Source organism: Mycobacterium sp. RTGN4 (assembly GCF_033804635.1).
Taxonomy (GTDB): domain Bacteria; phylum Actinomycetota; class Actinomycetes; order Mycobacteriales; family Mycobacteriaceae; genus Mycobacterium.
The window spans coordinates 111,890-135,154 of record NZ_JAPZLB010000007.1 but is presented as its reverse complement, the minus strand read 5'-3'; the positions used below and the strand labels follow the sequence as shown (position 1 = coordinate 135,154).

Sequence of the window (23,265 nt, the reverse complement as noted above, 5' to 3'; positions counted from 1 at the left end):
CGAGCACAAGGTGACCTGTCCCCTGTGTGAGGCGATGTGCGGGCTGACGGTACGGGTGTCGGACGGACACGTCAGCGACGTTCGCGGCAATCGGGCCGACGTCTGGTCACGGGGGCATCTATGCCCGAAGGGCGCTGCCCTTGGACAGATACATCACGATCCAGACCGGCTCCGGCTACCACTGATCAAGAAACCGAACGGCGACCACGAAGAGGTGTCTTGGGACGACGCCCTTGCCGAATGCGAGCGCGTGCTGCGGCCGGTGCTCGACCGGCACGGTGCCGGGGCGATGACCGTCTACCTCGGCAATCCCGTCGCCCACAACATCGGGCTGAGCCTGCACATCGGTGCGCTCATCGGCTTCGGCCAGGCGGCGGGCATGCAGGCGTACTACACACCGGGCACCGTCGACCAGTGGCCACTCAACGTCGTCAGCGCATTGCTGTTCGGCGGCATGTGGAATGGGCCGATACCCGATCTCGCGCACACCGATCACCTCGTCGTCATCGGCGCGAATCCCTCTGCGTCACAAGGCTCGATGCTGTCGACACCCGACATCATGGGCGCGCTCGGCGCCATCGCCAAACGCGGCAAGGTCGTCGTCGTCGACCCACGTCGCACCCAGACCGCGCAACGGGCCAGCGAGTGGATACCGATTCGCCCAGGCACTGACGCACTGCTGCTGTTCGCGATACTGCACACGCTCGCCGAGCACAACTGGATCCGCCGACCGGAACATCTGCGCGGGCGCATGCTCGGACTGGACGAGGTCGTCGCACTGGCCACCCCCTTCACACCAGAACGGGTGGCCGAGCAGACCGGAGTCTCCGCGCACACCATTCGCAGAATGGCCGAAGAGCTCGCGCACGCCGAACATCCCGTGCTGTACAGCCGAATCGGTGCGTGCACACAGGAATTCGGGACACTCTCGACGTGGTTGGTGTTCGTGATCAACGCCGCGATCGGAGCGCTGGACCGCACCGGCGGCGCCGCGTTCCCTAAGCCCGCGGTGTGGTCTCCCATGTTCATGAAACCGCCCGACCAGGATGGCCACGGGTGGCAATTCGGCCGAGTCCACAGTCGGGTGCGCGGCCTGCCCGAAGTCTTCGGACAGTTCCCGATCAGCTGCCTTGCCGAGGAGATCGACACTCCGGGTGCCGGACAGCTCAAAGCCTTGATCACGGTGGCGGGCAACCCGGTCATCTCCGCGCCGGGCGCCCGGCGGCTCGAATCCGCCCTCGGCACGCTCGAGGCAATGATCTCAATCGACAACTGGCTCAACGAGACCACCCGGCATGCCGACGTCATCCTGCCGGGATTGTCGCCGCTCGAGCGACCGCACTCCGACGACCTGTACTGGGCATACTCCACTGCGTCGTGTGTGAAATGGTCCGATCCGGTCTTCGAGCCGGCGCCTGACCGCCCCGCGGAATGGGAACTGCTGCTGCGCCTCGGCGGTTCGGTGTTCGGCACGCCGATACCCGACGTCGACGTGACGGCGATGGACGACCTGTACGTCGGTGGCCTGATCGCGACGATGTGTACTCAGCCCCAGACGCCGCTCACCGGACGCGATCCACAACAGGTCATGGCGGCGCTGCCCGGCCACGGGCCAGCACGACTGGTGGACTTGGGCATTCGCCTCGGGCCATGGGGTGATGAGGTCGGGCGCAGACCAGGCGGGCTCACGCTGGCGGCCGTCCGCGAGCATCCCGACGGGCTCAGGCTGGACGAGCTTGCCGGCGGCCGCATAGCCGAGGTCGTCACCACCCCCTCCGGACGGGTCGAGCTGTATCACGCACACCTCGCCGACGACGTGCCCAGATTGCTGGACCGACTCGAGCGGGACATCCCGGAGTTCGTGCTGACCAGTAGGCGTCACCTGCGGTCGAACAATTCGTGGCTGCACAACGTCCCGGCCCTGATGCGGGGCAAGGACCGATGCACCCTGATGATCCACCCCGTGGACGCGGAACGAGTTGGCTTGCGCTCCGGCGACATTGCGGAGATCGCGACGTCCGAGGGTGCCATCACGGTGACAGCCGAGGTCACCGACGAAGTCATGCCGGGGGTGGTCTGCCTGCCCCATGGGTGGGGACACGGCCGAGCCGGTACCCGACTCGACACCGCGAACGCGCACCCTGGCGTCAACTCCAACCTGCTCAACCCCTCCGGGCTCATCGACGTTCCGAGCAATACCCAAGTCGTCAACGGCGTGCCCTGCACGGTCCGGGCCGCCGCAGTCGCAGCGCAATCATGAAGGGGTACAAACCATATGGGCCTTAGCGGGGAGGCGGCGATCGTTGGCTACACCGAGCTGCCTGCAACCAAGCGACCGACGGGACCGCTCGAGTTCAACATCGAGCAGTGGGCCCGGCTGGCCGCGGCAGCGCTCGCCGATGCTGGTCTGGACGCCTCCGACGTCGACGGCATCTGCACCGGTCACCTGCAGGAGTCGCAGATCTTCGTTCCGTCGACGATCATCGAATACCTGGGCATCCGAGCCAATTTCGCCGAACTCGTCGACCTCGGTGGGGCCAGCTCGGCCGCCATGGTGTGGCGAGCGGCCGCCGCGATCGAGCTTGGCCTGTGCCAGGCGGTGCTGTGCGTGGTACCCGCGACGCCGTTGACGCCGATGAGCAAAGCCAAGCCCGTCGACTTCGGCGACCTGCTGTACTTCGGCGCCTCGAGCAACCGGTACGGCTCACCGCAAGCCGAGTTCGAGATCCCCTACGGCAATCTCGGCCAGAACGGTCCGTACGGTCAGGTGGCAACCCTGTACGCCGCCACCTACGGGTACGACGAGCGTGCGATGGCGAAGATCAGCGTCGACCAGCGCGTCAACGCCAATCACACGCCCGGCGCGATTTTCGAAGGCACTCCGATCACCGTCGACGACGTGCTCGCGAGCCCGATCATCGCGTCCCCGCTACACATGCTCGAGATCGTGATGCCCGTGATGGGCGGCGCCGCCGTGCTCGTCACCAACGCCGAATTGGCCAGACGCAGCCGCAACCGGCCAGTGTGGATCAAGGGCTTCGGCGAACGGGTTCCGTACAAGACGCCCACCTACGCCGAGGACCTGCTCGAGACGCCGATGATCAAGGCTGCCGAATCCGCCTTCGGCATGGCGGGTTTGGCGCCGTCGGACATGGACATGGTGTCGATCTACGACTGCTACACCATCACGGTGCTGACGAGCCTGGAGGATGCGGGCTTCTGCTCGAAGGGCAAGGGGCTGCAGTTCGTCGCCGAGCACGACATGACTTTCCGCGGCGACTTTCCCATGAACACCGCGGGCGGCCAACTGGGCTACGGACAGCCCGGCACCGCGGGCGGCATGCACCACGTGTGCGACGCGACCCGCCAACTCATGGGCCGCGCAGGTGCCACCCAGGTCGACGACTGTAACCGAGCGTTCGTCTCCGGCAACGGCGGAATACTGTCGGAACAAACCACTCTCGTGCTGGAGGGCGACTAACCATGGCAGCCATGCCGAAGCCGATGCCCACTCCAACGCCGACCGCGCAGCCCTTCTGGGATGCACTTGCAGAACATCGAGTTCGCATCCAGTACTCGCCATCGGCGGCCCGGTACGTCTTCTATCCCCGGGTGTTAGCGCCAGGGACGCTCGCCGACGACCTCGAGTGGCGCGAAATCAGTGGCGCCGGTTCGCTGTACACGTTCACCGTCTGCCATCGGCCGGTCTCTCCACACTTCGCCGACGACGTGCCGCAGGTGCTCGCGGTGGTGAAGTGGGACGAGGGTCCACATTTCTCGACTGAAATCGTCAACGCCGATCCGAGTCGGCTCACCGTCGGCATGCGCGTGACGCCGGTATTCACCGACTACCCCGACGCGGGCGTCACGATGCTGCGCTACGAGCCGGCCTGAGCGTCACAACGTACCCGGTTCGGCCACCCAACGGTGCTCGAAATCGATCACAGCGGAGGCCGTTTCGAAGTCGGCGTCGTAGTGTAGGACGGTCAGTCGGTGAGTTCTCGCCGTCACTGCGGTCAGCATGTCGGCGATGCCGACCGAGCGGTGTCGGCCCTGCTGCGCCAAACGCATCAGTGCGTCGATGGCGAGTTGCCAGTCCTCGTCGTCGGTTGGTAGGTATTCGAACGTGACAAGCCGCTCATGCCGCACCCGAGCGAACTCTTCGGCGGAGCGGGTGCTGAACAGTGCTTCCGCATCGAGAACGGCGGTCGTTGCCACCAACCCGGCCGCTATCGGCTCAGCCAGCTCGTCGCCGATGCGCGGCGTTCGCATTCGCGCGGTAGCGCTCGTGTCGATTAGATACCGCGCGGTTATCGCCACACCTGGTCACGCGCTTCCTTGTCGGCGAGCTCTGCCATGCCACCCGACCTGAGCCACTCGATGTGGCTGAGTCTCGCCGATCGTGCGGCGGCGAATTGCAAAGCCGACCGCACCGTGTCGGCGATCCCCGTCGTGCCGAGCTCCTGTTTCGCCGACTCGAGCAGCTCGTCGTCGATCTCGATGAGTCGTTTCGTCATGCTCGCCATCGTATATATCTCACGCGCCCTTCGTATATAGCAGGCGCTGGGTCCGGCACGCATCCGCGAAGCGGTTCAAGTTGCCCATATCCGCACTCCTCGCAATCGATGTTGCGACGAGTGTCAGGTGCGCCTCCGACGAATCAACGCCGTGCGCCGGGAGTTATCCACAGACGACGATTACTCACAGCTCAGGCTTGCGCCAACTGCTTCTGCTCGTAGAGCCGCGCCCATTCCTTGCGCGACCGGATGGATACGTCGACGTCGGTGGCCGTAGCCCGTAGCGCCCCGACGGTCGACTGCTCCTTCGGCGTCAACTTGAACGGATCCCAACCGAAGAACCGGCAGGAGTTCTCCCAGGTGATCTTGTTGATGTCCGAATCGTCGGCGCCCGCGGCATTCAATTCGGCGAGCACCTGCTCCGGCGCGTCGGGCCAGAAGCAATCCGAGTGCGGGTAGTCACACTCCCACGCGATGATGTCGATACCGATCTCGTGGCGCAGTTTCAGCGACGTCTTGTCCGTCACGTAGCAGGCCAGCGAATGCTCCCGGAATACGTCACTGGGTAGCTTGTCTCCGAAGTCCCGCCGCAGCCATTTCTGGTTCGTGTAGTGCCGGTCGGAGCGGTCCAAATAGAATGGGATCCAACCGATTCCACCTTCGGAGAAGGCGAACTTCAGGTCGGGGTAGTTGCGCATCGCCGGGCCCCACAGCAGATCCTGCGCACACATGGCCGAGATCTGGGTGGCCAGGATGATGAGGTTGTCGATCGGAGCGTTGGGCGCCATGCTGATCGCGCCGAATCCGGTGCCGATGTGCAGGCACATCACCACGTTCTCCTCGGACAGCGTCCGGAACACCGGACCCCAGTAGTCCTCGTCGTGGTAGCTCGGCAGCCCCTCAAGGTGCGGCAGTTCCGGCATCGTCACCGCACGGCAACCCTTGGCCGCCACCCGGCGGATCTCCGCGACCATGGCTTCGGGACTCCACGTCGGGAGCACTGCGATCGGGATGAAGCGGTCGGGATAGCTGCCCGCCCATTCATCGATGTGCCAGTCGTTGTATGCCGAGACCATCACCAGCGTGATCGGTTCCTGGGTCATGTTCAGGTGCCGCGCGGAGAACCCGGTGAACGTCGGGAAGCACATCGACGCGAGGATGCCGTTGCGGCTCATGTCCTTCACGCGCTGATGGACGTCGTAGACGCCGGGCCGCATCTCGGCGAACCCGGCGGGATCGCGACCCCACTCCTCGGGCGGCCACGACACCACTGCGTTCAGGCCACTGACCCCTTGCGGCCTGCCCTGATAGAACCACTGGTCGACGCCCTTGTCGTCGGTGACGACGATGGGTGCCTCGGCCTTGTACTTCGCAGGGACGTGGTTGAGGAACATGTCGGGCGGCTCCACGACGTGGTCATCGATGCTCACCAGAATCAGGTCGTCGACGTTCATAGTCTCCACTAGTACCCTCTACAGACGTGACCGGCTCTGCAGCTTCGGACAGAGCTTTAGCCGAATCGGCCAACATCGATCTTCGGCCAGTGATCGAACTGCGTCGCGGCGGGCGCGCACTGGCCGGGAGCTACCTCTACGAGGGCGACGGACTGATCACCGGCTGGCACTCCCACGAGGTGCACCAGATCGAGTATGCGATGCACGGCATTGTCGAGGTCGAAACCGATTCCGCGCACTACCTGCTCCCTCCACAGCAGGCCGCGTGGATTCCGGTCGGGCTCGAACATCAGGCCGTGATGAACCCCGACGTCAAGACGGTGGCAGTGATGTTCGATCCGGAGCTCATCTCCGATGCGGGCGGCCGCGCCCGGATCATCGCCGTCTCGCCGCTGATCCGGGAGATGATGAGCTACGCCCTGAGGTGGCCGATCGATCGAGCGCATGGGGACGACATCTCCGACGGCTTCTTCCGCACTTTGGCTCAGCTGGTGTCCGAAGCACTCGACCACGAGGCGCCGTTGAGTTTGCCGACGTCCGACCACCCGATCGTCGCGGCGGCGATGGCCCACACCAAGGAGCACCTGGATTCAGTGTCGGCCGACGACGTAAGCCGTGCGGTATCGGTGTCCGAGCGGACGTTGCGACGGCTCTTTCAGGACACCCTCGGCCTGTCGTGGCGGACGTACTTGCTGCACGCCCGCATGCTGAAGGCGATGGCCCTGCTCGCCGCTCCCGGGCAGTCGGTACAGGCGACCGCGTCGGCGGTCGGGTTCGAGAGCCTCAGCGCATTCACGCGATGCTTCGCCCGGTTCTGCGGCGAGACACCGTCGGCCTATCGGCGCCGCGTCACCGAGGCCTAAGGTCCACCAGCGCTAGCATCGTCGGGCCGTAGGAACAGCCCTTCGCGCAGCAGTGTGGTGACCGAATCCTGCCATCGCTGAAGCTGTTCGGGCGCGGAGAACGCGTTGGGCACCTGACGTTCGATGTGGCCGCGAAGGATGACGGTGCCCAGCGCCAGGATCAACGAGTTCAGGGTCGCCCACGTCAGGTCGATGTCTGCGCGCGATTCGCCGAGATCCCTACGCCTATTCCAGCGCGCAGTGCCGAATGCCGACAGCGTGTCGAAGATCGTGGTGCCGAGCGGGCTGCCATCGACGAGCGCCCGACCGAGATAAGCCACGACGTCGGGGTGGTCACTCATGAGCACGGTGATCCTGCTCCCCATGTCGGCGACCGAGTCTGCGGGCGGCGCAACGATCGGTTGGGCGGTGATCGTGACCACCAGCCCCAGGACGTAGTCGTCGACGGCCTTGATCAGGCCGGCCTTGGTGGCGAAGTGGTGCTGCACCAAGCCAAGGGACACCCCGGCGGATGCGGCAACCGCACGCAGCGTCGTCCCCGAAGCTCCGTGCGCGGCAAAGCTCGTCAACGCCGCGTGACGTATGCGTTCGATGGTTGAGCGCTCTGCCCGTTCCAGCCGGTCGGGCTCCGACAGTGCGGTCATCGGAAATATGCGTCGCTGTTCACGTCTCAAGAGTAGACAATACAAACGTATCGTGTCTACGATACGTCCGTATTGTTGCTACTACGGTGATGCGGAGGCCCACTTTCATGCACAACCAAGGACCACCAGCCGCCGCTGCTGCGCTGCGCGAATTCGATATCGACCGTCCAGTGACGTTCGCGTGCACACGCGATCCCGACCTGTGGACCACCACTGCCGACGAACGCGCCAAGGCGCTCTGCCGCACCTGCCCCCGCCGTTGGCTTTGCGCCCAAGAGGCCTGCAGGACGCCAGGCGCGGAGGGCGTGTGGGCCGGTATCCGCATCCCGGAAGCGGGCCGCGCGCGCCAGTTCGCACTCAAGCAGTTGCGCTCCCTGGCTGAACACAACGGATTCCCCGTCCGGACGACACCGCAAGAAAGCGCCGACGTCGCATAGCCGGGCATCGGCCGCAGATATCCTTCGGCCGAGATGACTGCCGCACGAATCGACCTCATTCACGAACTGGTGTCCTCGGCCGCCCGTGCTGTGCCCGACCGAGTGGCCGTCATCGCACCCGACGGCGAGCCGACGACGTTCGCCGAGTTCGACGGTCAGGTGCGGGCACTCGCCGCTTGGGTATCCGGGCTGACGCGCAGCGGTGACCGCGTCGCGGTCATCGCCGACAACGGCGCCGACTTCGCCCGCTTGTACTACGCCGTGCCCCGCAGTGGACGCATCCTCACCCTCATCAACCAGCGGCTCAGCCCAGCCGAGCAGTCGACTCAACTGGCCGCGACGGAACCCGCCGTGCTCGTGGGCGCCCCTCGGTACCTGAGCGCCCTGCCGCGCCTGAAGTCGATATCGCACGTCGTCCCCTTCAACGATCTGCAATGGCCACGCGCGCAAGATGATTCGGCCGACACCGACCGCGCGTCCGTCGCACCCGACGATCCCGCGTGGCTGCTCTTCACCAGCGGATCGACGGGCACCCCGAAGCCCGTGGTCCACACCCACCGCTCGATCACGACGGCGGTGCGTGGCACCGTCGCCGGGCGTTCGGTGCGCTCGGGCGGGGTGTACCTGCTGCCATTCCCGATGTGCCACATCGCCGGGTACAACATGCTCGTCCACCACTCCGTGCAGTCGACGGTGTTGCCCGTCCCGGTGTTCCGTCCCGAACTGTTCGCCGCAGCGGTGAACGCCCACGGTGTCACGTCCTGTTCGCTTGCCCCGACGATGTTGCACAGCCTGCTGGCCCATCTCGACGAATCCGGCACGACGCTGCCAACGCTGCGTGAGATCGCCTACGGCTCGGCGGCAATTCCGGCCGAGCTACTGCGCCGGGCAATCGCTCGGCTCGACGTCGACTTTCACCAAGGCTACGGGATGACCGAAACGGGCGGCAACGTAACGTTTCTCGGCCCCGACGAGCACCGTGCCGGGGCACGCGGCGATGCCAGGGCACTCGCGGCCGCCGGTCGCCCCCACTCCGAGGTGGAGGTCCGCATCGCAGCGGACACGGGTGAAATCCTGCTGCGCGGTGCGCAAGTCGCTCCGGAACTGACCGCAGCAACCGATGACGGCTGGTTCGCCACCGGTGACGTCGGACGCATCGACGACGACGGTCGACTCGTCGTGGTCGATCGGCTGAAGGACGTCATCATCACCGGCGGCGAGAACGTCTCCTCACGTGAGGTGGAGGACGCACTTTCGAGCCATCCCGACGTCGACATGGCCGCGGTAGTCGGGGTGCCCGACGACTACTGGGGCGAGGCGATCTGCGCCGTCATCGTGGTACGACGAGGCAGCCACCCATCAGTCGACGCGCTCGTCGCCCACGTCCGCGCTCACCTCGCGGCCTTCAAACGCCCCCGTCACGTGCTGTTCGTCGATTCCTTGCCGATGACCAGCAACGGCAAGGTCGCCAAACCGGAGGTTCGGAAGCTGGCCCGTGCGACAGTTCCCCGGTGACCGGAAGCGTCGCCGTGATCGGGGCCGGACCCGGGGGTCTGGTGGCCTCCCGTTGGCTGCTGTCGCAGGGTTTCGAGCCGACGATCTTCGAGCAGGCGCCGATCCTGGGCGGGCAGTGGACGGGGCTCGACGGCCTGAGCGGGGTGTGGCCGACCATGCACACCAACACCAGTCGCATCTTGACGGCCTTCACCGAGCTCGAACACGAGGCCGACCACGTCCACCTCCCTAGCCAGGCGGTGCTCGCCTATCTGAGTCGCTACGCCGACGCCTTCGGGCTGACGTCGCGCATCCGATTCGGCACTCGGGTAACGCACGTCAGCCGAGCGGTCGACGGTTGGCTCGTAAACGCAGGCGACACCAACGCGCGATTCGATCGAGTGGTGGTGGCGAGCGGCCGATTCCAAACGCCCGCCGCCCCTTTGGTGCCCGGCCTCGATTCGTTCGCCGGTTCGTGCGGGGTGAACTCGACGTTCGACTACCGATCACCCGACCGCTATCGGGGTAAGCGTGTGCTGGTGGTGGGCGGCGCGATCAGTGCCCTCGAAATCGCTAGCGAGCTGGCCCAACTCGGTGCCAGCCGCGTCGTGCTCACGCAGCGGCGACAGCGGTACGTGCTGCCGAAGTTCGCCGCCGGAGTGCCATCCGATCACCGGATCTTCACGCGCTATGGAGTACTCGCAAGTGAAGCCCTTCCACCTGCCGAGCTCGACCGACAACTCAAGGAGCTCGTCATCGAGGCCGGTGGGAGCCCCGAGCAGTACGGCGCTCCCGCCCCCGATCCATCGCTGTTCGCCGCCGGAGTGACATTGAGCCAGGACTACCTGCCGCTAGTTGCCGAGGGCCGAATCACGGTGCGGCCGTGGATGGAATCCATCGCGAGCAATACCGTGAACTTCACCGACGGGCGAGCCGAGTCGTTCGACGGGATCGTGCTCGGCACCGGGTTCGACCTGAAGCTGCCGTTTCTGAGCGACGACATCGCGGCGATCCTGGACCTCGATGCGGTGCATCTGGACGCGGACCGCTACACGTTCCATCCCGACCTCCCTGGGCTCGCGTTCATGGGCATGTTCGACCAGTCGGGCGGGTACTTCGTACCGCTGGAACTGCAAGCAAGGTGGATCGCCTACACCTGGGGCGGCGTGATTCCGGCGACGCCTGAGCACGAGCAGCGTTCGGCCATTGCCGGATACCGCGCGCGCCGCGGGCTATCCCAAAAGTCCCGGATGAACCTCGTCGCGCTGGCATTCGCCCGCGCCGCCGGCGTCGAGCCGCGGTTGGAACATTGGCCGGACCTGCGCCGCGCCTTGCTGTTCGGTCCCCTCGCGCCGAGTTGTTTCCGGCTGGAGGGACCAGATGCCCAGCCGGATGCCCCCGTTCGATTCGCCCGCGATGCCGCCGCCTTCGGCGCGATCACGTCGAACGAGCTGACTGAGCGGGAACGGAGCTATTGGAGGCAACTCACGACGCCGTGAGCCCTGAGCCGGCGGGCGCCAAGGATCCGCCAAGACCTCCGCCGCAATCTTTTCGTGACCAGCCCCCTGGGCCGGAAGCGAAAGGAGCCAACATGAACACGACTGAGCCAGCCAAGCGGCAGATGAATGGCCTCTACGCGCTGAAGCCCTGGTTCACCCGCCGCCTGACGTTCGTCGTCAACGCCGCGGTGGCACGTCAGGTGTCGCCCGACGTGTTCACCGCCGCCGGGGTTGCGGCGGCAGGGGCCGCCGGGGCTGCCATCGCGATGGGGTGCTGGCCGCTGGCCGTGCTGTTCCTCGTGCTGCGGCTGGCCGGCGCCAATCTCGACGGCGCCGTCGCCCGCGCCCGCGGAGTGAGCCGGCCGTGGGGCTTCGTGCTCAATGAGCTCGGCGACCGCTCGTCGGATTTGCTGACCTTCGCAGGACTCGCGGTGTTCGCGGCCCGTCAGGGCGATGGCCCCGGGATGCACTGGTTGTCCTGGCACGTACTGCAGGTGCTGCTGGCCGCGCTGGCCGCGACGCTGCCCACGTTCGCCGCGCTGGCTGCGGCGGCCGCTGGTGCGACGCGCAGCAACGGAGGTCCGCTTGGCAAGACCGAACGTTGCCTGTTCGTGGCGCTGGCCACGGCCTTTCCGGTCATACTGCCGATCGTCTTGACCCAGCTGGTGAACGGCTCGATCATCACGACCGTGCTGCGGCTGCGGGCCGCCCGTCGCGAGTTGGCGGCGATGAACGTGAACGCAGCGATCAGCGCGACGTCCCCCTCGGGCAGCGGCGTGACCACGTCGCGGTTGGCATCGGTGCTGCGGCACTGGATGTGGCGCATCGCCTCGGCGGTCTCCGGCGGGCTCACCGTCACCGGGCGCTGGCAGGTCCGCGGTGGCTGCATCGTCGTAGCCAACCACTCTTCCCACGCCGACACCGCCGTCCTGCTCGCCGCGCTGCCGCCCAAGGCCAGGCCCGTGTTCGGGGCAGCCGCCGACTACTGGTTCGAAGTCCCTGTCCGTCGCTTCATCGCTAGCTCGCTCGCGGGCGTGCTACCGGTGCGACGCACCGGCGCAAGCTCCTACGACGCCCTGCTGGCCGCCGTCCGCCCCGCGCTCAAGGCCGGACGCACCGTCGTCATCTACCCCGAAGGCACCCGCTCGACCGACGGCACCGTCGCCGAATTCCGCTCCGGCGCCCTACGGTTGGCCCGCGACTGCGGCGTACCCATCGTCCCGGTAGCCGTGCTCGGCACCGCCGACGTACTGCCCAAGGGAGGCCGCTACTCCCCTGCGGCCATGCGGGTCCACATCGGCGCACCCGTCGACGCCAACACCGTGACGGCACCACAGCTGCGTGCACAGGTCGTCGCCATGCGGGCGAACGGCCTGCCGGAGGGGATGGACCGCTATGCGCTCGCGTCTTGAGCACCGGTCGGACCAAGCTGTCGATAGATTGATCCAGATGAGCCGGCCGCTGCCGCCCAACATCACCGTTTCGGCGGGTGATTGGCAGCGCACCTTCGCGCCGGGCAATGACGTACTGATCGGGCGCGACGTGCGCGCCGACGTCCGGGTGGCGCATTTGGGGGTCTCTCGCCTTCACGTCGTGCTGCGCTACCTCGACGGTCACTGGGTCGCGATCGACAACCAAAGCTTGAACGGGATATTCGTCGACGGCCGTCGGGTGTACTCGGTGGACGTTCTCGACGGCGCGGCGATCAACGTGGGCAATCCCGAGGGCCCGCGGCTGACGTTCGCACTCACCTCGCCGGCCGGACCACCGCCGGACGATCGACCGACCACACCGACGAACCACGTGACCGAGCGCAAGACGGACGTGTTGAGCTTCGCCGCCGCCGTCGCGCAGGCCGTGAGAACGGGCACCCGCTCGACGGCGCCATCGGGCGCGACCACCGTCGGCCGGGCACCCGACAACGACATCGTCATCCCGGACGCGCTGGCCTCGGATTATCACGCCTACCTGGTGCCTACCGCACAGGGCGTGCAGATCGTCGACGTCACCGGCACCAACGGCACGTTCGTCAACGGCCGACAGGTCAAGCACGCAATCCTCGGCGAGGGCGACGTCGTCACGATCGGCAACCTCGACCTGGTCATGGCCGACGGCGCGCTGACTCGGCGCTCCGCCCCCGCGGCCGAGGGCAGTGGCCTCGAGGTGCGCGGCATCAGTTTGACCGTCGACGCCAACCGCACACTGCTGGACCGCATTTCGTTCTCCGCGAACCCGGCCAGTGTGACGGCGGTGATCGGCCCGTCGGGTTCGGGCAAGTCCACACTGGCGAAAGTCATCGTCGGCGGTACGCGGCCGAACAGCGGCACGGTGTCCTTCGAAGGGCACGACGTGCACGCCGAGTATGCGTCGATGCGCAGCCGCGTCGGACTGGTCCCCCAAGACGACGTCGTGCACCGCCTGCTCACCGTCTCCGAAGCACTGGGTTACGCAGCGGAACTGCGGATGCCGCCGGATAGCACGAAGCACGATCGGCAACGCGTGATCGCGCAGGTGCTCGAGGAACTCGAGTTGACGCCTCACGCGCAGACTCGCGTGGACAAGTTGTCGGGTGGACAGCGCAAGCGGGTATCGGTGGCGTTGGAACTGTTGACCGGACCGTCGCTGCTCGTCCTCGACGAGCCCACGACCGGGCTTGACCCCTCGCTCGACCGCCAGGTGATGACGATGCTGCGCGGGCTGGCCGACGCCGGTCGCGTGGTCGTCGTCGTCACGCATTCGCTGGACTACCTCGACGTGTGCGATCAGGTGCTGCTGCTGGGCCCCGGCGGAAAGCCGGCGTTCTGTGGGCCGCCGAATGAGCTCGGACCCGCGCTGGGCAGCACCGACTGGGCTGACATCTTCACTGAAATCGAAGCCAATCCCGATGCAGCCCAACGACGATACATGGAGCAGCGCGATGGCTCCGTCGACCAGGCAGTCGAGGCAGCACCCGAGCAACCGGTGGACTTCGGAAGGCCCGCGCGGACCGCGCCGTGGCGCCAGGTGTCCACTCTTGCCCGTCGCCAGGTGCGCTTGGTCGTCGCCGACCGTCGGTACTTCTTGTACTTGGCCCTGATGCCGTTCATCGTGGGGCTACTGCCACTCGCCGTCGCAGGCCACGTCGGGTTCAACAAGCCGCTGCCCGACAGCATCGCTCCCTTCGAGCCGAAGCAACTCGTCGTCCTGTTGAACCTCGGGGCAATCTTCATGGGGACCGCGCTCACCATTCGCGAGGTGGTCGGCGAGCGGACCATCTTCCGGCGCGAGCAAGCAGCCGGACTGTCGACGTCGGCCTACGTCTTGGCCAAGATCGGCGTGTTCGGTGCGGCCGCGGTGGCCCAGTCGGCGCTGCTGGTGTTGGTGGTCACGGCGCCGAAGCTCGGCAAGAGCGCGCCTTCGACTGCGGCGGCGTTGGGTAGTCCGATATTGGAGCTCTTCGTCGGAGTGGCGGCGACCTGCGTGGCCTCGGCGGTACTCGGCCTTGCGGTGTCGGCGTTGGCGCACAACAGCAATCAGGTGCTGCCGCTGATGGCGGCGACCCTGACGGCGCAGTTGGTGCTGGCCGGCGGCTTCATCCCGGTCACGGGCACGACGCTGCTCGACCCGATCTCCTGGTTCACCCCTGCGAGGTGGGGACTGGCGGCCACGGCATCGACCGCTGACCTGAGCAACCTGGTGGTCGGGGTTCCGAAGGACGCCCATTGGAAGCACACGGCGTCGGCCTGGGCGTTCGACATCGTCATGCTCGGCGTGCTGTCAATTCTCTACGCGGGCTTCGTGCGCTGGAAGCTTCGGCTCACGTCGTTCTAGAGCTCGGGCATGTGCTGGGCGATCATCCACGTTGAGCGAACAGTGACAGTGGCAGCCCCAGGTGGCCGAGTTTGTCCGGGTTGATTACCGAACGCACGGTGCATATCTGGTCGTCGTGGACGTCGACGGTGAGTACGTTGATCAGGCCACCCTCGGCGTCGAACGCCAAAAGGCCGGGCCCGCCGTTGACTTCGCACCGCTGGAAGCGCGCACCGACGCGGTGGTAGGCACGGAAGATTCCGTCGACGACCCGTTGCACGCGCTCACGTCCGAATACCGGCTGCCGCAGGCCGCGGCCGTTGCGCCCCCCGTCGCCGTAGAAGGCCACATCGCCGGCGAGCATCTCCACCAAAGGGCCGAGGGCGCCGTGCTCGGCGGCGTCGAAGAATCGGTCGGCCAGCTTCGCGCGTTGCGCGGAGTCGACCTCGAAACGTCGTCGGCCGTCATCGATGTGACGACGGGCGCGGGCGGCGAGTTGTCGACAATTGGCCTGCGACTTGCCGACGATTCCCGCGATGTCGTCGTAGTCGTACGCGAACACCTCGCGCAACAGGAAGACGGCCCGCTCCACCGGCGAGAGCGTCTCCAACAGCACGAGGAACGCCATCGACAACGAGTCCGACGTCACTGCCGCCTCCGCAACATCGGGCTCGTTGGAGGTCAGCAACGGCTCCGGTAGCCAGGGCCCGATGTAGGTCTCGCGTTGTACGCGCGCCGAGCGCAGCTGATCGATCGCCAAGCGGGTGGTGATGGCGGTCAACAGCGCCTTCGGCGACTCAGCGTCGTGGCCCCGCTTGCCGTAATCGAGGTATCGCAGATAGGCGGCCTGCACGATGTCCTCGGCGTCGGCCACGCTACCGAGCATTCGGTAGGCAATCGAGAACAGTAGCGGCCGCAGTTCAAGGGCATCCTCAAGGTGTGCCATGGCGCCTCCAGTGAGTGATCGAATTCCTCACTTACAGACGATCGAAACCTGCCGTGTGTGACAAGTAGCTGCACCGCGTGGCGTGAGTGTCACAGCGGCCGGCTGCCGTTCGTCTTAGGAGTAGGCACAATCAGAATGGAGAAAACGATGAACATTGCGCTATGGGCCGTCCAAATCTTTCTGGCCGTGGCCTTCGCCTTTTCCGGCACGGCCAAACTCACCATGGCCAGGGAGCGGATGCTGGCGACGGGTCAGACCGGAATCGCGATGTTCCCGATGCCGGTGGTGCGCTTCACCGCCGCGATGGAGCTCATGGCCGCCGTCGGGCTGATCGCGCCGTGGCTCAGCGGCACGGCGAAAGTCCTTACCCCACTGGCCGCAGCTGGACTGTGTGTCGTGATGGTCGGTGCGGCATGGGCACACAGCCGGCTGCGCGAACCGAAGGCGATCGCTACGAACGCGCTGTTGTTCGCGCTGGCGGCCTTCGTGGTGGTCGGACGCCTCCTCGGATGAGGGGGACGAACGTTCGCACCGAGGACATCGGCCCGGTTCGCCATGTCATCATCAGCCGCGCTGAGAAACGTAACGCCTTGTCCAGCAAGGTTTACGGCGAACTGGGCGAAGCATTCGTCGCGGCCGCCCGTGCCGGTGACGTGCGGTGCGTGGTCGTCCGAGGTGACGGTCCCACCTTCTCCTCCGGGAACGACGTAGGCGAACTGGCGGCGTTGGCCGCCGACCCCTCCGCCGTCCGGCAAGGTCGACCGATCATGCTGTCGGCGGTCAATGCCCTCGAAGAGATGGCCAAGCCGACGATTGCGCAGCTCCATGGCGCCTGCATCGGCGGGGCGGCCGAACTCGCATTGGCGTGCGATCTGCGGGTGATGGCAACCGACGCACACATCGCGTTGTTCGAGACGAAGCTCGGGTTGATTCCCGATCTGGGGGGCAGTTCGCGGCTGGCTGCGGTCGTAGGGTTGGGGCGAGCAAAGGAGATCGTCATGACTGCCCGCAGGGTAGGCGCCGATGAGGCGTTGCGCATCGGGCTGGTCAACCGGGTAGCGAGCCCTGGGCGTCTCGACGCGGCCACCGCCGACCTCGTCGACGAGTTAATGGCCAACGGAGACAGCGCCGTCGGCCTGGCCAAGCGAATATTGGACGCCGCCGCCAAGCCGGCGCTGGCGGTGACCCTCGAGATGGAGGTCACCGCGCAGGACACTTTGGTTCGCACGCAGGACTTCGCGCGGCGCCTTAGGACCACGCGGCGATGATCGCGGACAACGAGGCCGCGAAGATCGCGGTCGCGGCGATCAGGTAGCTGCCGTACAGCCGTCGCAACCAGCGCTGAAACAGCGTGGCCAGCAGCCAGACCACCAGCCCCACCATCGAGATTCTCAATCCGCGCTCCAACAGCGTCCAGCCAACCAGGTTCCACAGGTCGATCGAATGCTCACCTGCGGCGCGGGCGTACACCTTCACCGGGATGCCCGAGAATGCTTGGTGCATGATCGCGCTCGGCCCGGCCGCCAGTTGCTGGTATGCCGTCTCCGCCATCCGCGGGGTCGTCAGCGGAGCGGGTAGGAAGACATGGCGGGCCGCCAATGCGGCGTTGGTGAGCACACCGAGTACGGAGCCTGTGATTACCGCTGCGGCCCAAGGCATTACACGGCGCGGAACCGCGGCCGCGAACAGTATCAGGGCCATCTCGGCGACGATGAACCAACTCAGCGCCTCCGCGAAGCCCCACCCGAAGGCCAGCAGCAGGCCGTAGGGGCTTGCGACGAGCCGGGCCATGGGTGTCCAGAAGCACGAATCGCGCTGTTGTGGTGCATCATTCGTCACAACGCGGTCCCGCTCATCCGATGGCGTATGCGAGCGGGAGCACGACCAACAGCGAGTCGATCCGATCGAGCAGCCCTCCGAATCCCGGCAACCACGTGCCCACATCCTTGACCTGGGCATCGCGCTTCACCATCGACTCGAGCAGGTCGCCGGCCAACCCGCCGAACGCGACGGCGATCAACAATCCGATGGAAATGGTGCCAAGCAACGTCAACACGAGAAACGCGCCGACGAACGCACCGAACAATCCGCCGATCGTCTTGTTCGGGCTCAGCCGCGACAACGGATGGCGCGCCCAGCGGAAGCGGCGCAACCCCTTTCCACCACACCAAGCCGCGACGTCCGTGGCCGCCACGGCCAGGCACACCAGGAACGCGTCCGCCCCCAACATCACCAGATGCGCCAGGGACCAGCAGATCCACACCGACCCGAACGCTGTGAAGAGGGTGCGCCGCACGCCGCGCTCGACGTCGCCGCTGAGCACCGACGGCAGCGCACAGGCCAGCACCAACATCGGCGCCAGCTCCAGCAGCGACGGGCGCAGCCACGCGCCGAGCGGATAGCACACGGCCAGCACCAGCAGCAGGCCCGCGTCGAGGTTGCTCAGTTTCACGAGGCGCGCGTATTCGACCACCGCGACGACGGCCACTGCGGCGGCGACCGCTGCCGTCGGGCCCTTGCCCATCCAGATCGGGATGCCGAAGACCGGTGCGATCACCATCCACGATGCCCACTTGTCGATCAGCTCGCGTTTGCGCGAGGCAATCACCGCGATCCCCCCGACCGCAAGGATCCCGACGGTGACCCACATGAGGAACACCGGCCTGCCGTCGAGGTGGACGTGCACCGGACCCAGGTCGACGTCGAGCGACACCCGCCGGTCGAAGTGAAGGATCCGAAGGTAGTAGTCGACGAGCATCAGCCTCCCCCGGCAAACAGCGATTCAGGACACGATAGGCCGCGCTCGCAGATCCAGGAACCCAGTTGAGCGAGCGCCGTACCGCGTTGCGGTTCGTGGCCCGTCGCCATCGCTCGGCGACTGGCAGCTCATTCATCCGCATTTCTCAGACAATTGCCATCAGCCCAAGGCCGAGGCGCAGTCACACCGCCGATCGGGGGTGAGCCGAGTGGGTGGAACATGGACACCACCTGGGGAAACACAGTTTGGATCGGCGGCCGCCGGTTCGGCAGAAGCGCATAGTCACCTGGCCAACCCATCGGCCCAGCTCCAGCATCGCCGCGACATCGTGACCTTGACTCGAGCGCCAATTATGCGTGTGGACGCTACGATTGGGCACCTCGAACAACCAGGGCAGGAGGCCGGTTCGCGCTATGAAGAAAATTCACACCGCCGTCGTCACAGCGACGATGATTGCACTGACGCTGATACTGGCCCCGCACGCCTCCGCCGACTTCGACAGGCCCGGCTACCTTCGCTGCATGGCCGCGGACTCGATGGCGGTGGGTGGCGTTTCGATCCCCTCCAGCACCCTGGCGAAGATCGGCGCCGACGCCTACGGCGCAGGAGCCAGCGATACGGCGGCCACGACGCTGGCCAAGAAGTACAAGCTGGCCGACAGTTTGGCAGCGCTCATCGTGCAGTGTGCTCACCCACAGACCTGACCTCACTGTCCGGGGTGACCATGCGGGAATCGCGCGCACACGGTGAACAGCAATCCCCGTCCAGACGCCAAATCCTGAAATACGCGCTCGCCGCGCCTGCGCTTGCCGGCCTCGGCACGTCGGCCACCGCGATCCTCGCCGGACGCACCGCGTCAGCGGCGGGCCCTCAGCTGGTCGACTTCGCGGAGCATCTGGTGTCGCCGGATCAGATCAAGGCAGCGGGCTACGCGGGGGCCGTGGTCTACGTGTCCGAGTCTCGGCCAGGCGCCAACTTCGACTTCAAGCCCGTCACCCGCGACTTTGCCGATGCGCTACGCGCGGCAGGTCTTCAGGTCGTCAGCAACTACCAGTACGGCAAACCCGGGTGGCCGACGCCCTCGGACTACACCCGCGGGTACGACGGCGGCGTGGCGGACGCCCAGACCGCGCTGCGCCTGCACGCGGCGGCCGGTGGACCGGACTCAGCACCGATCTTCTTCAGCGTCGACGAAGACATCGACCTCGACACCTGGAAAACCGTGGCACTGGCCTGGTTTCGCGGCCTCAACTCGGTCATGGGCGTGGGTCGTACCGGCATCTACGGCCATTCCCGGGCGTGTGCTTGGGCCATCGCCGACGACGTCATCGGGCATTCGAGCACCGCTGGGCATCGATGGGCGTGGCAGACGCGGGCGTGGTCTCGTGGTGAGCGCGAGCCTGCGGCCGTGCTGTATCAGTCCGCCGTCTTCACCGCGTCAGACCCCGCCGTGGTCCTCGGAGGCGTTCATGTCGACGCCGACGACGTGCTCGCCGCAGACTTCGGGCAATGGGACCTCGGCCGGTGAGTTGCACCGTCGAAACCTACAACTCGATTCCGAGTTCGGCGAGCTCTCGTTCAGCCCAGAAGATCCGTCCTGCATACTCTTTGGGGTCTGCGCAGCCCGCGAAGTACGCCAGCATCCGCGCCGGAATCTCCGGCGAGATCATCATCGACTCGTCTACCAGTCCCGCGACGCGATGTACCGCGACCTCGGTGGCCACGAAGCCCGGATGCATGCTGATGATGAAGATGTTCTTCCTCGCAAGGTGCGGCGCAACGACATTGGAGAACCGGTCGAGTGCGCGCTTGCTCGCGAAGTAGGCGGGCGAGCCCAGGTCGAACTCGCCAACTGCTTCGAGCACCGGCGGCTCCTCGGGTTGCCGGAACACTTCTCCGCTGCCAGTGGTCACATTCAAGATCCGGCCGCCACCACGCTGCTCCATGATCGGCACCACCAACTGCACCAGAGTGAACGGCGCGTGCAGGTTGACGGCGAAGTGATAGAGCCAGTCGGCCCGCGGCATGTTCCCGACGGGAGCAACCCAGCTGTGGCCGATCGTCACGGCCGCATTGTTGATGAGGATGTCTATCCCGCCGAACCGCTCGACCGCGGATTGCACCAGCCGCTCGAGCTCGTGTTCCTGCGACAAGTCCGTTGCGACCGCAAGCGCCTCGCCGCCTAGGGCTTCGACCTCGCGCACCGTCTCGCCGATGGTGCCCGCCAACTCCCCGTCGCCGTTTACCGAACGAGCGGCGACGACCACGTTGACTCCGCGACGCGCCAGCGCCAGCGCTGCACGCTTCCCGATTCCTCTGCTGGCGCCGGTGATGAGCGCGATCTTGCCCGACAGGTCTTGCTCCTCCTGTCTCGGCCCGAGCGGTCTTGGCGGTGCGACCACCATGGCGATCGCGTTCTCGATATTGCTATTGGCTGTGTCCGTCATGGCAGCGACGATAGCACTCATATTTGTACGCTGACTAACTTTTGATCCGTGCTGGCATTGTCAAGTAACACCAGTTAGAGCACTGTTAACTCAGGAATGACGCAGCTAAACGGCCGACAAATATTCACAGATGCTTGTACGTCGTACAAATTATGACTAGGTTCGAAGGCATGCCCATCGCCGTCGTCACCGGGGCCAGCCGAGGGATCGGCAAAGCCATCGCCGTCCACCTCGCGCGCGCCGGGTTCGATGTCGCTCTCATCGCCCGCACGTTCACCGAAGGCGAGCAACGTGAGCATTCCTCGACGGTCCGCCAGTCCGACACCAGCCCGCTGCCCGGCTCGTTGACCGCCACCGCCGAGGCCGTCGCGGACGCGGGAGCGAGGTCCCTGACTGTGTGCGCCGACCTCGTCGACCGGCCGTCGATCATTGCTGCCGCGGACCGGATCCTCGCCGAATGGGGGCCCGCCGACGTGTTGGTCAACAATGGCCGATACATCGGCCCGGGTCACATGGACAGGTTCCTCGACACTCCGCTCGAACTGCTCGACCTGCATCTGGAGGCGAACGTCATGGCGCCGCTGACGCTGACCAAGAAGTTCCTCCCCGGCATGCTCGAGCGTGGGGCAGGCCGGATCGTCAACATCAGCTCCGGCGCGGGCACCCGCGATCCCGACCAGCCCGCGGGCGAGGGTGGATGGGGGCTGGGCTACGGGATGAGCAAGGGCGCGCTGCATCGCATTGCCGGGATTCTGGCGCTCGAGCTAGGCGACCGCGGCATCCTCGCCTACAACGTCCAGCCGGGTTTCATCGCGACCGAGCGGATGATTCACGACATGGCTGCCTTCGGATTCGACGCGTCCGGCGCTCCACCCGACGTGGTGGGCGCAGTCGTGGCGTGGCTCGTCACCGATCCTGCGGCAGCGCAACCAAACGGACGCTCGATCGAGGCGCAAGACGTCTGTGCCGAGCGTGGTTTACTGCCGGGATGGCCCGCCTGACGAGTCAGAGGCCGTACGAGGACACGGCTCCGCGCAACACGATGTCGGCCCGCCGACAGAGGTTCTTGCGTAGCGCTGCCGCGGTTTGCGCGGACGACGACCACCGGACCAGAGCGTCCAGAGTCGCCGCGTGCAACAGCGCGGCCAGCTCGAACACGTCCAAGTCCGTTGGCAACACGCCACTTTCCTGGCCATACCGAATGAGCGCCTCGAATCCAACGCCTACGCCTGCGGGCCGTGCGACCGCTTCGGGGCTCAGTCGCGACCACTCGCCAACCGCACGGTATGCCAACGCCTTGGGCCCTCGCGACACGCGTCGCGCCATCGACTTCATGAGCTGGTCGACCAGTTCGAACATCGGGGTGCCACGGCGGATTCCGGCGTCGGCTTCCTCGATCATCTTTCGGCTGGTGCCCCAGGCCACTTCGAGGAGAATCTCTTGTTTGTTGGCGAAGTGAAAGTAGAAGGTGCCCTTGCTCACTCCTGCAGCCCGCGCGATCTCCGCGACCGTCGTGGCCTCGAACGCCTCCTCGAAACCCCGCTCGTTCCACATGTCGAGGGCAGCGTGGATCAACTTGCGCCTGGTGTCGCGCGACCGGCTCTGGGCCAGTCCGGAGCGACGGGGTGGCGCGGTTGCGCTGCTAGCCATGCGCGAAGGCTATCGGTGTAGCGAGGTGACTACCAAGCAATGATCACTTCGCGTTTCACCGACTCCGGCGGCGCCCGCCTCCACTTCCTCGACTCCGGCGGATCCGATTACGGCGCCTCGATCGTCTTCGTGCCCGGCATGACCGACATCGCCGATGACTACGCCGAGGTGCTGCCGCTCCTCGGTCGTCGCACGGTCGTCGTCGAGTTGAGAGGGCACGGAAGAAGTAGCGCCCCGGTCGCTGGGTACGACCTCGCCACGCTAGGTAGCGACGTCGGCGCGGTAGTCGACGCCGTGACCGACGGGCCGGTGCACGTCATGACGTTCTCCCGGGGCACGTCGTATGCGCTGGCCTGGGCCATCGCGAACCCTCGCCGGGTGAGATCGGTGTCGATAGGCGACTACGTGCCAGAGGAACGCGTGCTGACCGGCGCACAAACGCGCTTCCTGCTCGACGGCCGCTGGCGTGGCACACTCGTCCGCGATCGCCTCGACGAAGCGGGCGCCATCGCGCAGTTCAACGCTGCTCGAACACAGTCCTTCTGGGAGCCGCTGGCAGATTTGCAGCCGCCGTTGCTCGTCGTACGCGCTCGCGACAGCCCCATCATCGGGGACGCGGACTGGGCGCGCTATCGCCAACTGTTCCCGACCGCGCACCTGCACGAGTTCCCGGATTCACCCCACGACATCTTTCGTCCTGACCGTGGCCGCTATCCCCGACTGGTCCGCGAACACGTCGACCGCATCGACGGACGCTGACCGCGACA

Annotated in this window: 24 protein-coding genes; 15 read left to right on the top strand and 9 right to left on the bottom strand. The window is 66.2% G+C overall.

Annotation, left to right across the window (positions count from 1 at the left end):
* Positions 1 to 10 precede the first annotated feature (10 nt).
* Genes SLQ30_RS16855 through SLQ30_RS16845 form a run of 3 tightly spaced genes read left to right on the top strand, consistent with a single transcriptional unit; the run spans position 11 to position 3,894 of the window.
* Positions 11 to 2,260, top strand: coding sequence for a molybdopterin-dependent oxidoreductase (locus SLQ30_RS16855; RefSeq protein WP_319447165.1), 2,250 nt, complete (start codon positions 11 to 13; stop codon positions 2,258 to 2,260).
* Positions 2,261 to 2,275: 15 nt separating this feature from the next.
* Entirely contained in the window at positions 2,276 to 3,481 is a 1,206-nt protein-coding gene (locus tag SLQ30_RS16850) for a thiolase family protein (protein WP_319447166.1), read from the top strand.
* Positions 3,482 to 3,483: 2 nt separating this feature from the next.
* Positions 3,484 to 3,894 carry a Zn-ribbon domain-containing OB-fold protein gene (locus tag SLQ30_RS16845; RefSeq protein WP_319447167.1) on the top strand — a complete coding sequence of 137 codons (411 nt, stop codon included), beginning with the start codon at positions 3,484 to 3,486 and terminating at the stop codon, positions 3,892 to 3,894.
* Between the two features lie 3 nt (positions 3,895 to 3,897).
* On the opposite strand, the gene SLQ30_RS16840 is transcribed toward SLQ30_RS16845, so the two are convergent.
* From SLQ30_RS16840 to SLQ30_RS16830, 3 genes are all read right to left on the bottom strand, one after another.
* Positions 3,898 to 4,320, bottom strand: coding sequence for a PIN domain-containing protein (locus tag SLQ30_RS16840; RefSeq protein WP_319447168.1), 423 nt, complete (start codon positions 4,318 to 4,320; stop codon positions 3,898 to 3,900).
* Entirely contained in the window at positions 4,311 to 4,517 is a 207-nt protein-coding gene (locus SLQ30_RS16835) for a DUF2191 domain-containing protein (protein ID WP_319447169.1), read from the bottom strand. Before SLQ30_RS16835 ends, SLQ30_RS16840 begins: the two co-directional genes overlap by 10 nt.
* A gap of 191 nt (positions 4,518 to 4,708) precedes the next feature.
* Positions 4,709 to 5,971, bottom strand: coding sequence for an amidohydrolase family protein (locus SLQ30_RS16830; RefSeq protein ID WP_319447170.1), 1,263 nt, complete (start codon positions 5,969 to 5,971; stop codon positions 4,709 to 4,711).
* 26 nt (positions 5,972 to 5,997) lie between these two features.
* Here SLQ30_RS16830 and SLQ30_RS16825 point away from each other — a divergent pair, with 26 nt between their 5' ends.
* The gene (locus tag SLQ30_RS16825; protein ID WP_319447171.1) at positions 5,998 to 6,834 is read left to right on the top strand and encodes a helix-turn-helix transcriptional regulator; all 837 of its coding nucleotides are present in this window, start codon (positions 5,998 to 6,000) and stop codon (positions 6,832 to 6,834) included.
* Here the strand turns inward: SLQ30_RS16825 and SLQ30_RS16820 are convergent.
* Positions 6,831 to 7,478 (bottom strand): TetR/AcrR family transcriptional regulator, encoded by a 648-nt coding sequence (locus tag SLQ30_RS16820; RefSeq protein ID WP_319447172.1) that lies wholly within the window; start codon positions 7,476 to 7,478, stop codon positions 6,831 to 6,833. The two genes, SLQ30_RS16825 and SLQ30_RS16820, sit on opposite strands and share 4 nt — an antisense overlap.
* A 107-nt stretch (positions 7,479 to 7,585) precedes the next feature.
* Between SLQ30_RS16820 and SLQ30_RS16815 the strand changes: the two genes are divergently transcribed.
* The 5 genes from SLQ30_RS16815 (at position 7,586) to SLQ30_RS16795 (ending at position 14,718) form a co-directional block, all read left to right on the top strand.
* On the top strand, positions 7,586 to 7,915 hold the full coding sequence (locus SLQ30_RS16815) for a WhiB family transcriptional regulator (protein ID WP_319447173.1): 330 nt from the start codon (positions 7,586 to 7,588) through the stop codon (positions 7,913 to 7,915).
* Between the two features lie 33 nt (positions 7,916 to 7,948).
* Positions 7,949 to 9,430 carry an AMP-binding protein gene (locus SLQ30_RS16810; protein WP_319447174.1) on the top strand — a complete coding sequence of 494 codons (1,482 nt, stop codon included), beginning with the start codon at positions 7,949 to 7,951 and terminating at the stop codon, positions 9,428 to 9,430.
* A complete protein-coding gene (locus SLQ30_RS16805) occupies positions 9,427 to 10,908 on the top strand; it encodes a flavin-containing monooxygenase (protein WP_319447175.1) in 1,482 nt (493 codons plus the stop codon). Before SLQ30_RS16810 ends, SLQ30_RS16805 begins: the two co-directional genes overlap by 4 nt.
* 92 nt (positions 10,909 to 11,000) lie before the next feature.
* Positions 11,001 to 12,320 carry a 1-acyl-sn-glycerol-3-phosphate acyltransferase gene (locus SLQ30_RS16800; RefSeq protein WP_319447176.1) on the top strand — a complete coding sequence of 440 codons (1,320 nt, stop codon included), beginning with the start codon at positions 11,001 to 11,003 and terminating at the stop codon, positions 12,318 to 12,320.
* A gap of 31 nt (positions 12,321 to 12,351) precedes the next feature.
* Positions 12,352 to 14,718, top strand: a complete 2,367-nt coding sequence (locus SLQ30_RS16795; protein WP_319447312.1) for an ATP-binding cassette domain-containing protein — start codon at positions 12,352 to 12,354, stop codon at positions 14,716 to 14,718.
* Between the two features lie 22 nt (positions 14,719 to 14,740).
* Here the strand turns inward: SLQ30_RS16795 and SLQ30_RS16790 are convergent, their stop codons facing one another.
* Positions 14,741 to 15,643 carry an RNA polymerase sigma-70 factor gene (locus SLQ30_RS16790; RefSeq protein WP_319447177.1) on the bottom strand — a complete coding sequence of 301 codons (903 nt, stop codon included), beginning with the start codon at positions 15,641 to 15,643 and terminating at the stop codon, positions 14,741 to 14,743.
* A gap of 147 nt (positions 15,644 to 15,790) precedes the next feature.
* On the opposite strand from SLQ30_RS16790, the gene SLQ30_RS16785 reads away from it, so the two are divergent.
* Together SLQ30_RS16785 and SLQ30_RS16780 are read left to right on the top strand one after the other, a co-directional pair.
* Positions 15,791 to 16,156: a DoxX family protein gene (locus tag SLQ30_RS16785; protein WP_319447178.1), complete on the top strand. Its 366-nt coding sequence runs from the start codon at positions 15,791 to 15,793 to the stop codon at positions 16,154 to 16,156.
* Positions 16,057 to 16,911, top strand: a complete 855-nt coding sequence (locus SLQ30_RS16780; RefSeq protein ID WP_319458328.1) for an enoyl-CoA hydratase/isomerase family protein — start codon at positions 16,057 to 16,059, stop codon at positions 16,909 to 16,911. Before SLQ30_RS16785 ends, SLQ30_RS16780 begins: the two co-directional genes overlap by 100 nt.
* Here SLQ30_RS16780 and SLQ30_RS16775 read toward each other — a convergent pair.
* Both SLQ30_RS16775 and SLQ30_RS16770 read right to left on the bottom strand, forming a co-directional pair.
* A complete protein-coding gene (locus tag SLQ30_RS16775) occupies positions 16,892 to 17,482 on the bottom strand; it encodes a hypothetical protein (protein WP_319447180.1) in 591 nt (196 codons plus the stop codon). The two genes, SLQ30_RS16780 and SLQ30_RS16775, sit on opposite strands and share 20 nt — an antisense overlap.
* 13 nt (positions 17,483 to 17,495) lie before the next feature.
* Complete coding sequence (locus SLQ30_RS16770) at positions 17,496 to 18,401, bottom strand: phosphatidate cytidylyltransferase (RefSeq protein ID WP_319447181.1); 906 nt, start codon at positions 18,399 to 18,401, stop codon at positions 17,496 to 17,498.
* A gap of 413 nt (positions 18,402 to 18,814) precedes the next feature.
* Here SLQ30_RS16770 and SLQ30_RS16765 point away from each other — a divergent pair, with 413 nt between their 5' ends.
* Complete coding sequence (locus SLQ30_RS16765) at positions 18,815 to 19,105, top strand: hypothetical protein (RefSeq protein WP_319447182.1); 291 nt, start codon at positions 18,815 to 18,817, stop codon at positions 19,103 to 19,105.
* A 20-nt stretch (positions 19,106 to 19,125) separates the two neighbouring features.
* The gene (locus tag SLQ30_RS16760; RefSeq protein ID WP_319447313.1) at positions 19,126 to 19,929 is read left to right on the top strand and encodes a DUF1906 domain-containing protein; all 804 of its coding nucleotides are present in this window, start codon (positions 19,126 to 19,128) and stop codon (positions 19,927 to 19,929) included.
* Between the two features lie 16 nt (positions 19,930 to 19,945).
* Here the strand turns inward: SLQ30_RS16760 and SLQ30_RS16755 are convergent, their stop codons facing one another.
* A complete protein-coding gene (locus tag SLQ30_RS16755) occupies positions 19,946 to 20,848 on the bottom strand; it encodes an SDR family NAD(P)-dependent oxidoreductase (protein ID WP_319447183.1) in 903 nt (300 codons plus the stop codon).
* A gap of 170 nt (positions 20,849 to 21,018) precedes the next feature.
* Here SLQ30_RS16755 and SLQ30_RS16750 point away from each other — a divergent pair, with 170 nt between their 5' ends.
* Positions 21,019 to 21,849 carry an SDR family oxidoreductase gene (locus SLQ30_RS16750; RefSeq protein ID WP_319447184.1) on the top strand — a complete coding sequence of 277 codons (831 nt, stop codon included), beginning with the start codon at positions 21,019 to 21,021 and terminating at the stop codon, positions 21,847 to 21,849.
* Between the two features lie 4 nt (positions 21,850 to 21,853).
* Here SLQ30_RS16750 and SLQ30_RS16745 read toward each other — a convergent pair whose 3' ends face one another.
* A complete protein-coding gene (locus tag SLQ30_RS16745; protein ID WP_319447185.1) occupies positions 21,854 to 22,498 on the bottom strand; it encodes a helix-turn-helix domain-containing protein in 645 nt (214 codons plus the stop codon).
* Positions 22,499 to 22,537: 39 nt separating this feature from the next.
* On the opposite strand from SLQ30_RS16745, the gene SLQ30_RS16740 reads away from it, so the two are divergent.
* Positions 22,538 to 23,257 (top strand): alpha/beta fold hydrolase, encoded by a 720-nt coding sequence (locus SLQ30_RS16740; RefSeq protein ID WP_319447186.1) that lies wholly within the window; start codon positions 22,538 to 22,540, stop codon positions 23,255 to 23,257.
* Positions 23,258 to 23,265 lie beyond the last annotated feature (8 nt).

What these genes read in the sequence shown, in the direction of transcription:
- SLQ30_RS16850 (WP_319447166.1), top strand. Translation starts at nt 2,276, where the DNA reads ATGGGCCTTAGCGGGGAGGCGGCGATCGTTGGCTACACCGAGCTGCCT.
- SLQ30_RS16845 (WP_319447167.1), top strand. Translation starts at nt 3,484, where the DNA reads ATGGCAGCCATGCCGAAGCCGATGCCCACTCCAACGCCGACCGCGCAG.
- SLQ30_RS16835 (WP_319447169.1), bottom strand. Translation starts at nt 4,517, where the DNA reads ATGACGAAACGACTCATCGAGATCGACGACGAGCTGCTCGAGTCGGCG.
- SLQ30_RS16830 (WP_319447170.1), bottom strand. Translation starts at nt 5,971, where the DNA reads ATGAACGTCGACGACCTGATTCTGGTGAGCATCGATGACCACGTCGTG.
- SLQ30_RS16820 (WP_319447172.1), bottom strand. Translation starts at nt 7,478, where the DNA reads ATGACCGCACTGTCGGAGCCCGACCGGCTGGAACGGGCAGAGCGCTCA.
- SLQ30_RS16815 (WP_319447173.1), top strand. Translation starts at nt 7,586, where the DNA reads ATGCACAACCAAGGACCACCAGCCGCCGCTGCTGCGCTGCGCGAATTC.
- SLQ30_RS16810 (WP_319447174.1), top strand. Translation starts at nt 7,949, where the DNA reads ATGACTGCCGCACGAATCGACCTCATTCACGAACTGGTGTCCTCGGCC.
- SLQ30_RS16800 (WP_319447176.1), top strand. Translation starts at nt 11,001, where the DNA reads ATGAACACGACTGAGCCAGCCAAGCGGCAGATGAATGGCCTCTACGCG.
- SLQ30_RS16790 (WP_319447177.1), bottom strand. Translation starts at nt 15,643, where the DNA reads ATGGCACACCTTGAGGATGCCCTTGAACTGCGGCCGCTACTGTTCTCG.
- SLQ30_RS16785 (WP_319447178.1), top strand. Translation starts at nt 15,791, where the DNA reads ATGAACATTGCGCTATGGGCCGTCCAAATCTTTCTGGCCGTGGCCTTC.
- SLQ30_RS16780 (WP_319458328.1), top strand. Translation starts at nt 16,057, where the DNA reads ATGGGCACACAGCCGGCTGCGCGAACCGAAGGCGATCGCTACGAACGC.
- SLQ30_RS16770 (WP_319447181.1), bottom strand. Translation starts at nt 18,401, where the DNA reads ATGCTCGTCGACTACTACCTTCGGATCCTTCACTTCGACCGGCGGGTG.
- SLQ30_RS16765 (WP_319447182.1), top strand. Translation starts at nt 18,815, where the DNA reads ATGAAGAAAATTCACACCGCCGTCGTCACAGCGACGATGATTGCACTG.
- SLQ30_RS16760 (WP_319447313.1), top strand. Translation starts at nt 19,126, where the DNA reads ATGCGGGAATCGCGCGCACACGGTGAACAGCAATCCCCGTCCAGACGC.
- SLQ30_RS16755 (WP_319447183.1), bottom strand. Translation starts at nt 20,848, where the DNA reads ATGACGGACACAGCCAATAGCAATATCGAGAACGCGATCGCCATGGTG.
- SLQ30_RS16750 (WP_319447184.1), top strand. Translation starts at nt 21,019, where the DNA reads ATGCCCATCGCCGTCGTCACCGGGGCCAGCCGAGGGATCGGCAAAGCC.
- SLQ30_RS16745 (WP_319447185.1), bottom strand. Translation starts at nt 22,498, where the DNA reads ATGGCTAGCAGCGCAACCGCGCCACCCCGTCGCTCCGGACTGGCCCAG.
- SLQ30_RS16740 (WP_319447186.1), top strand. Translation starts at nt 22,538, where the DNA reads ATGATCACTTCGCGTTTCACCGACTCCGGCGGCGCCCGCCTCCACTTC.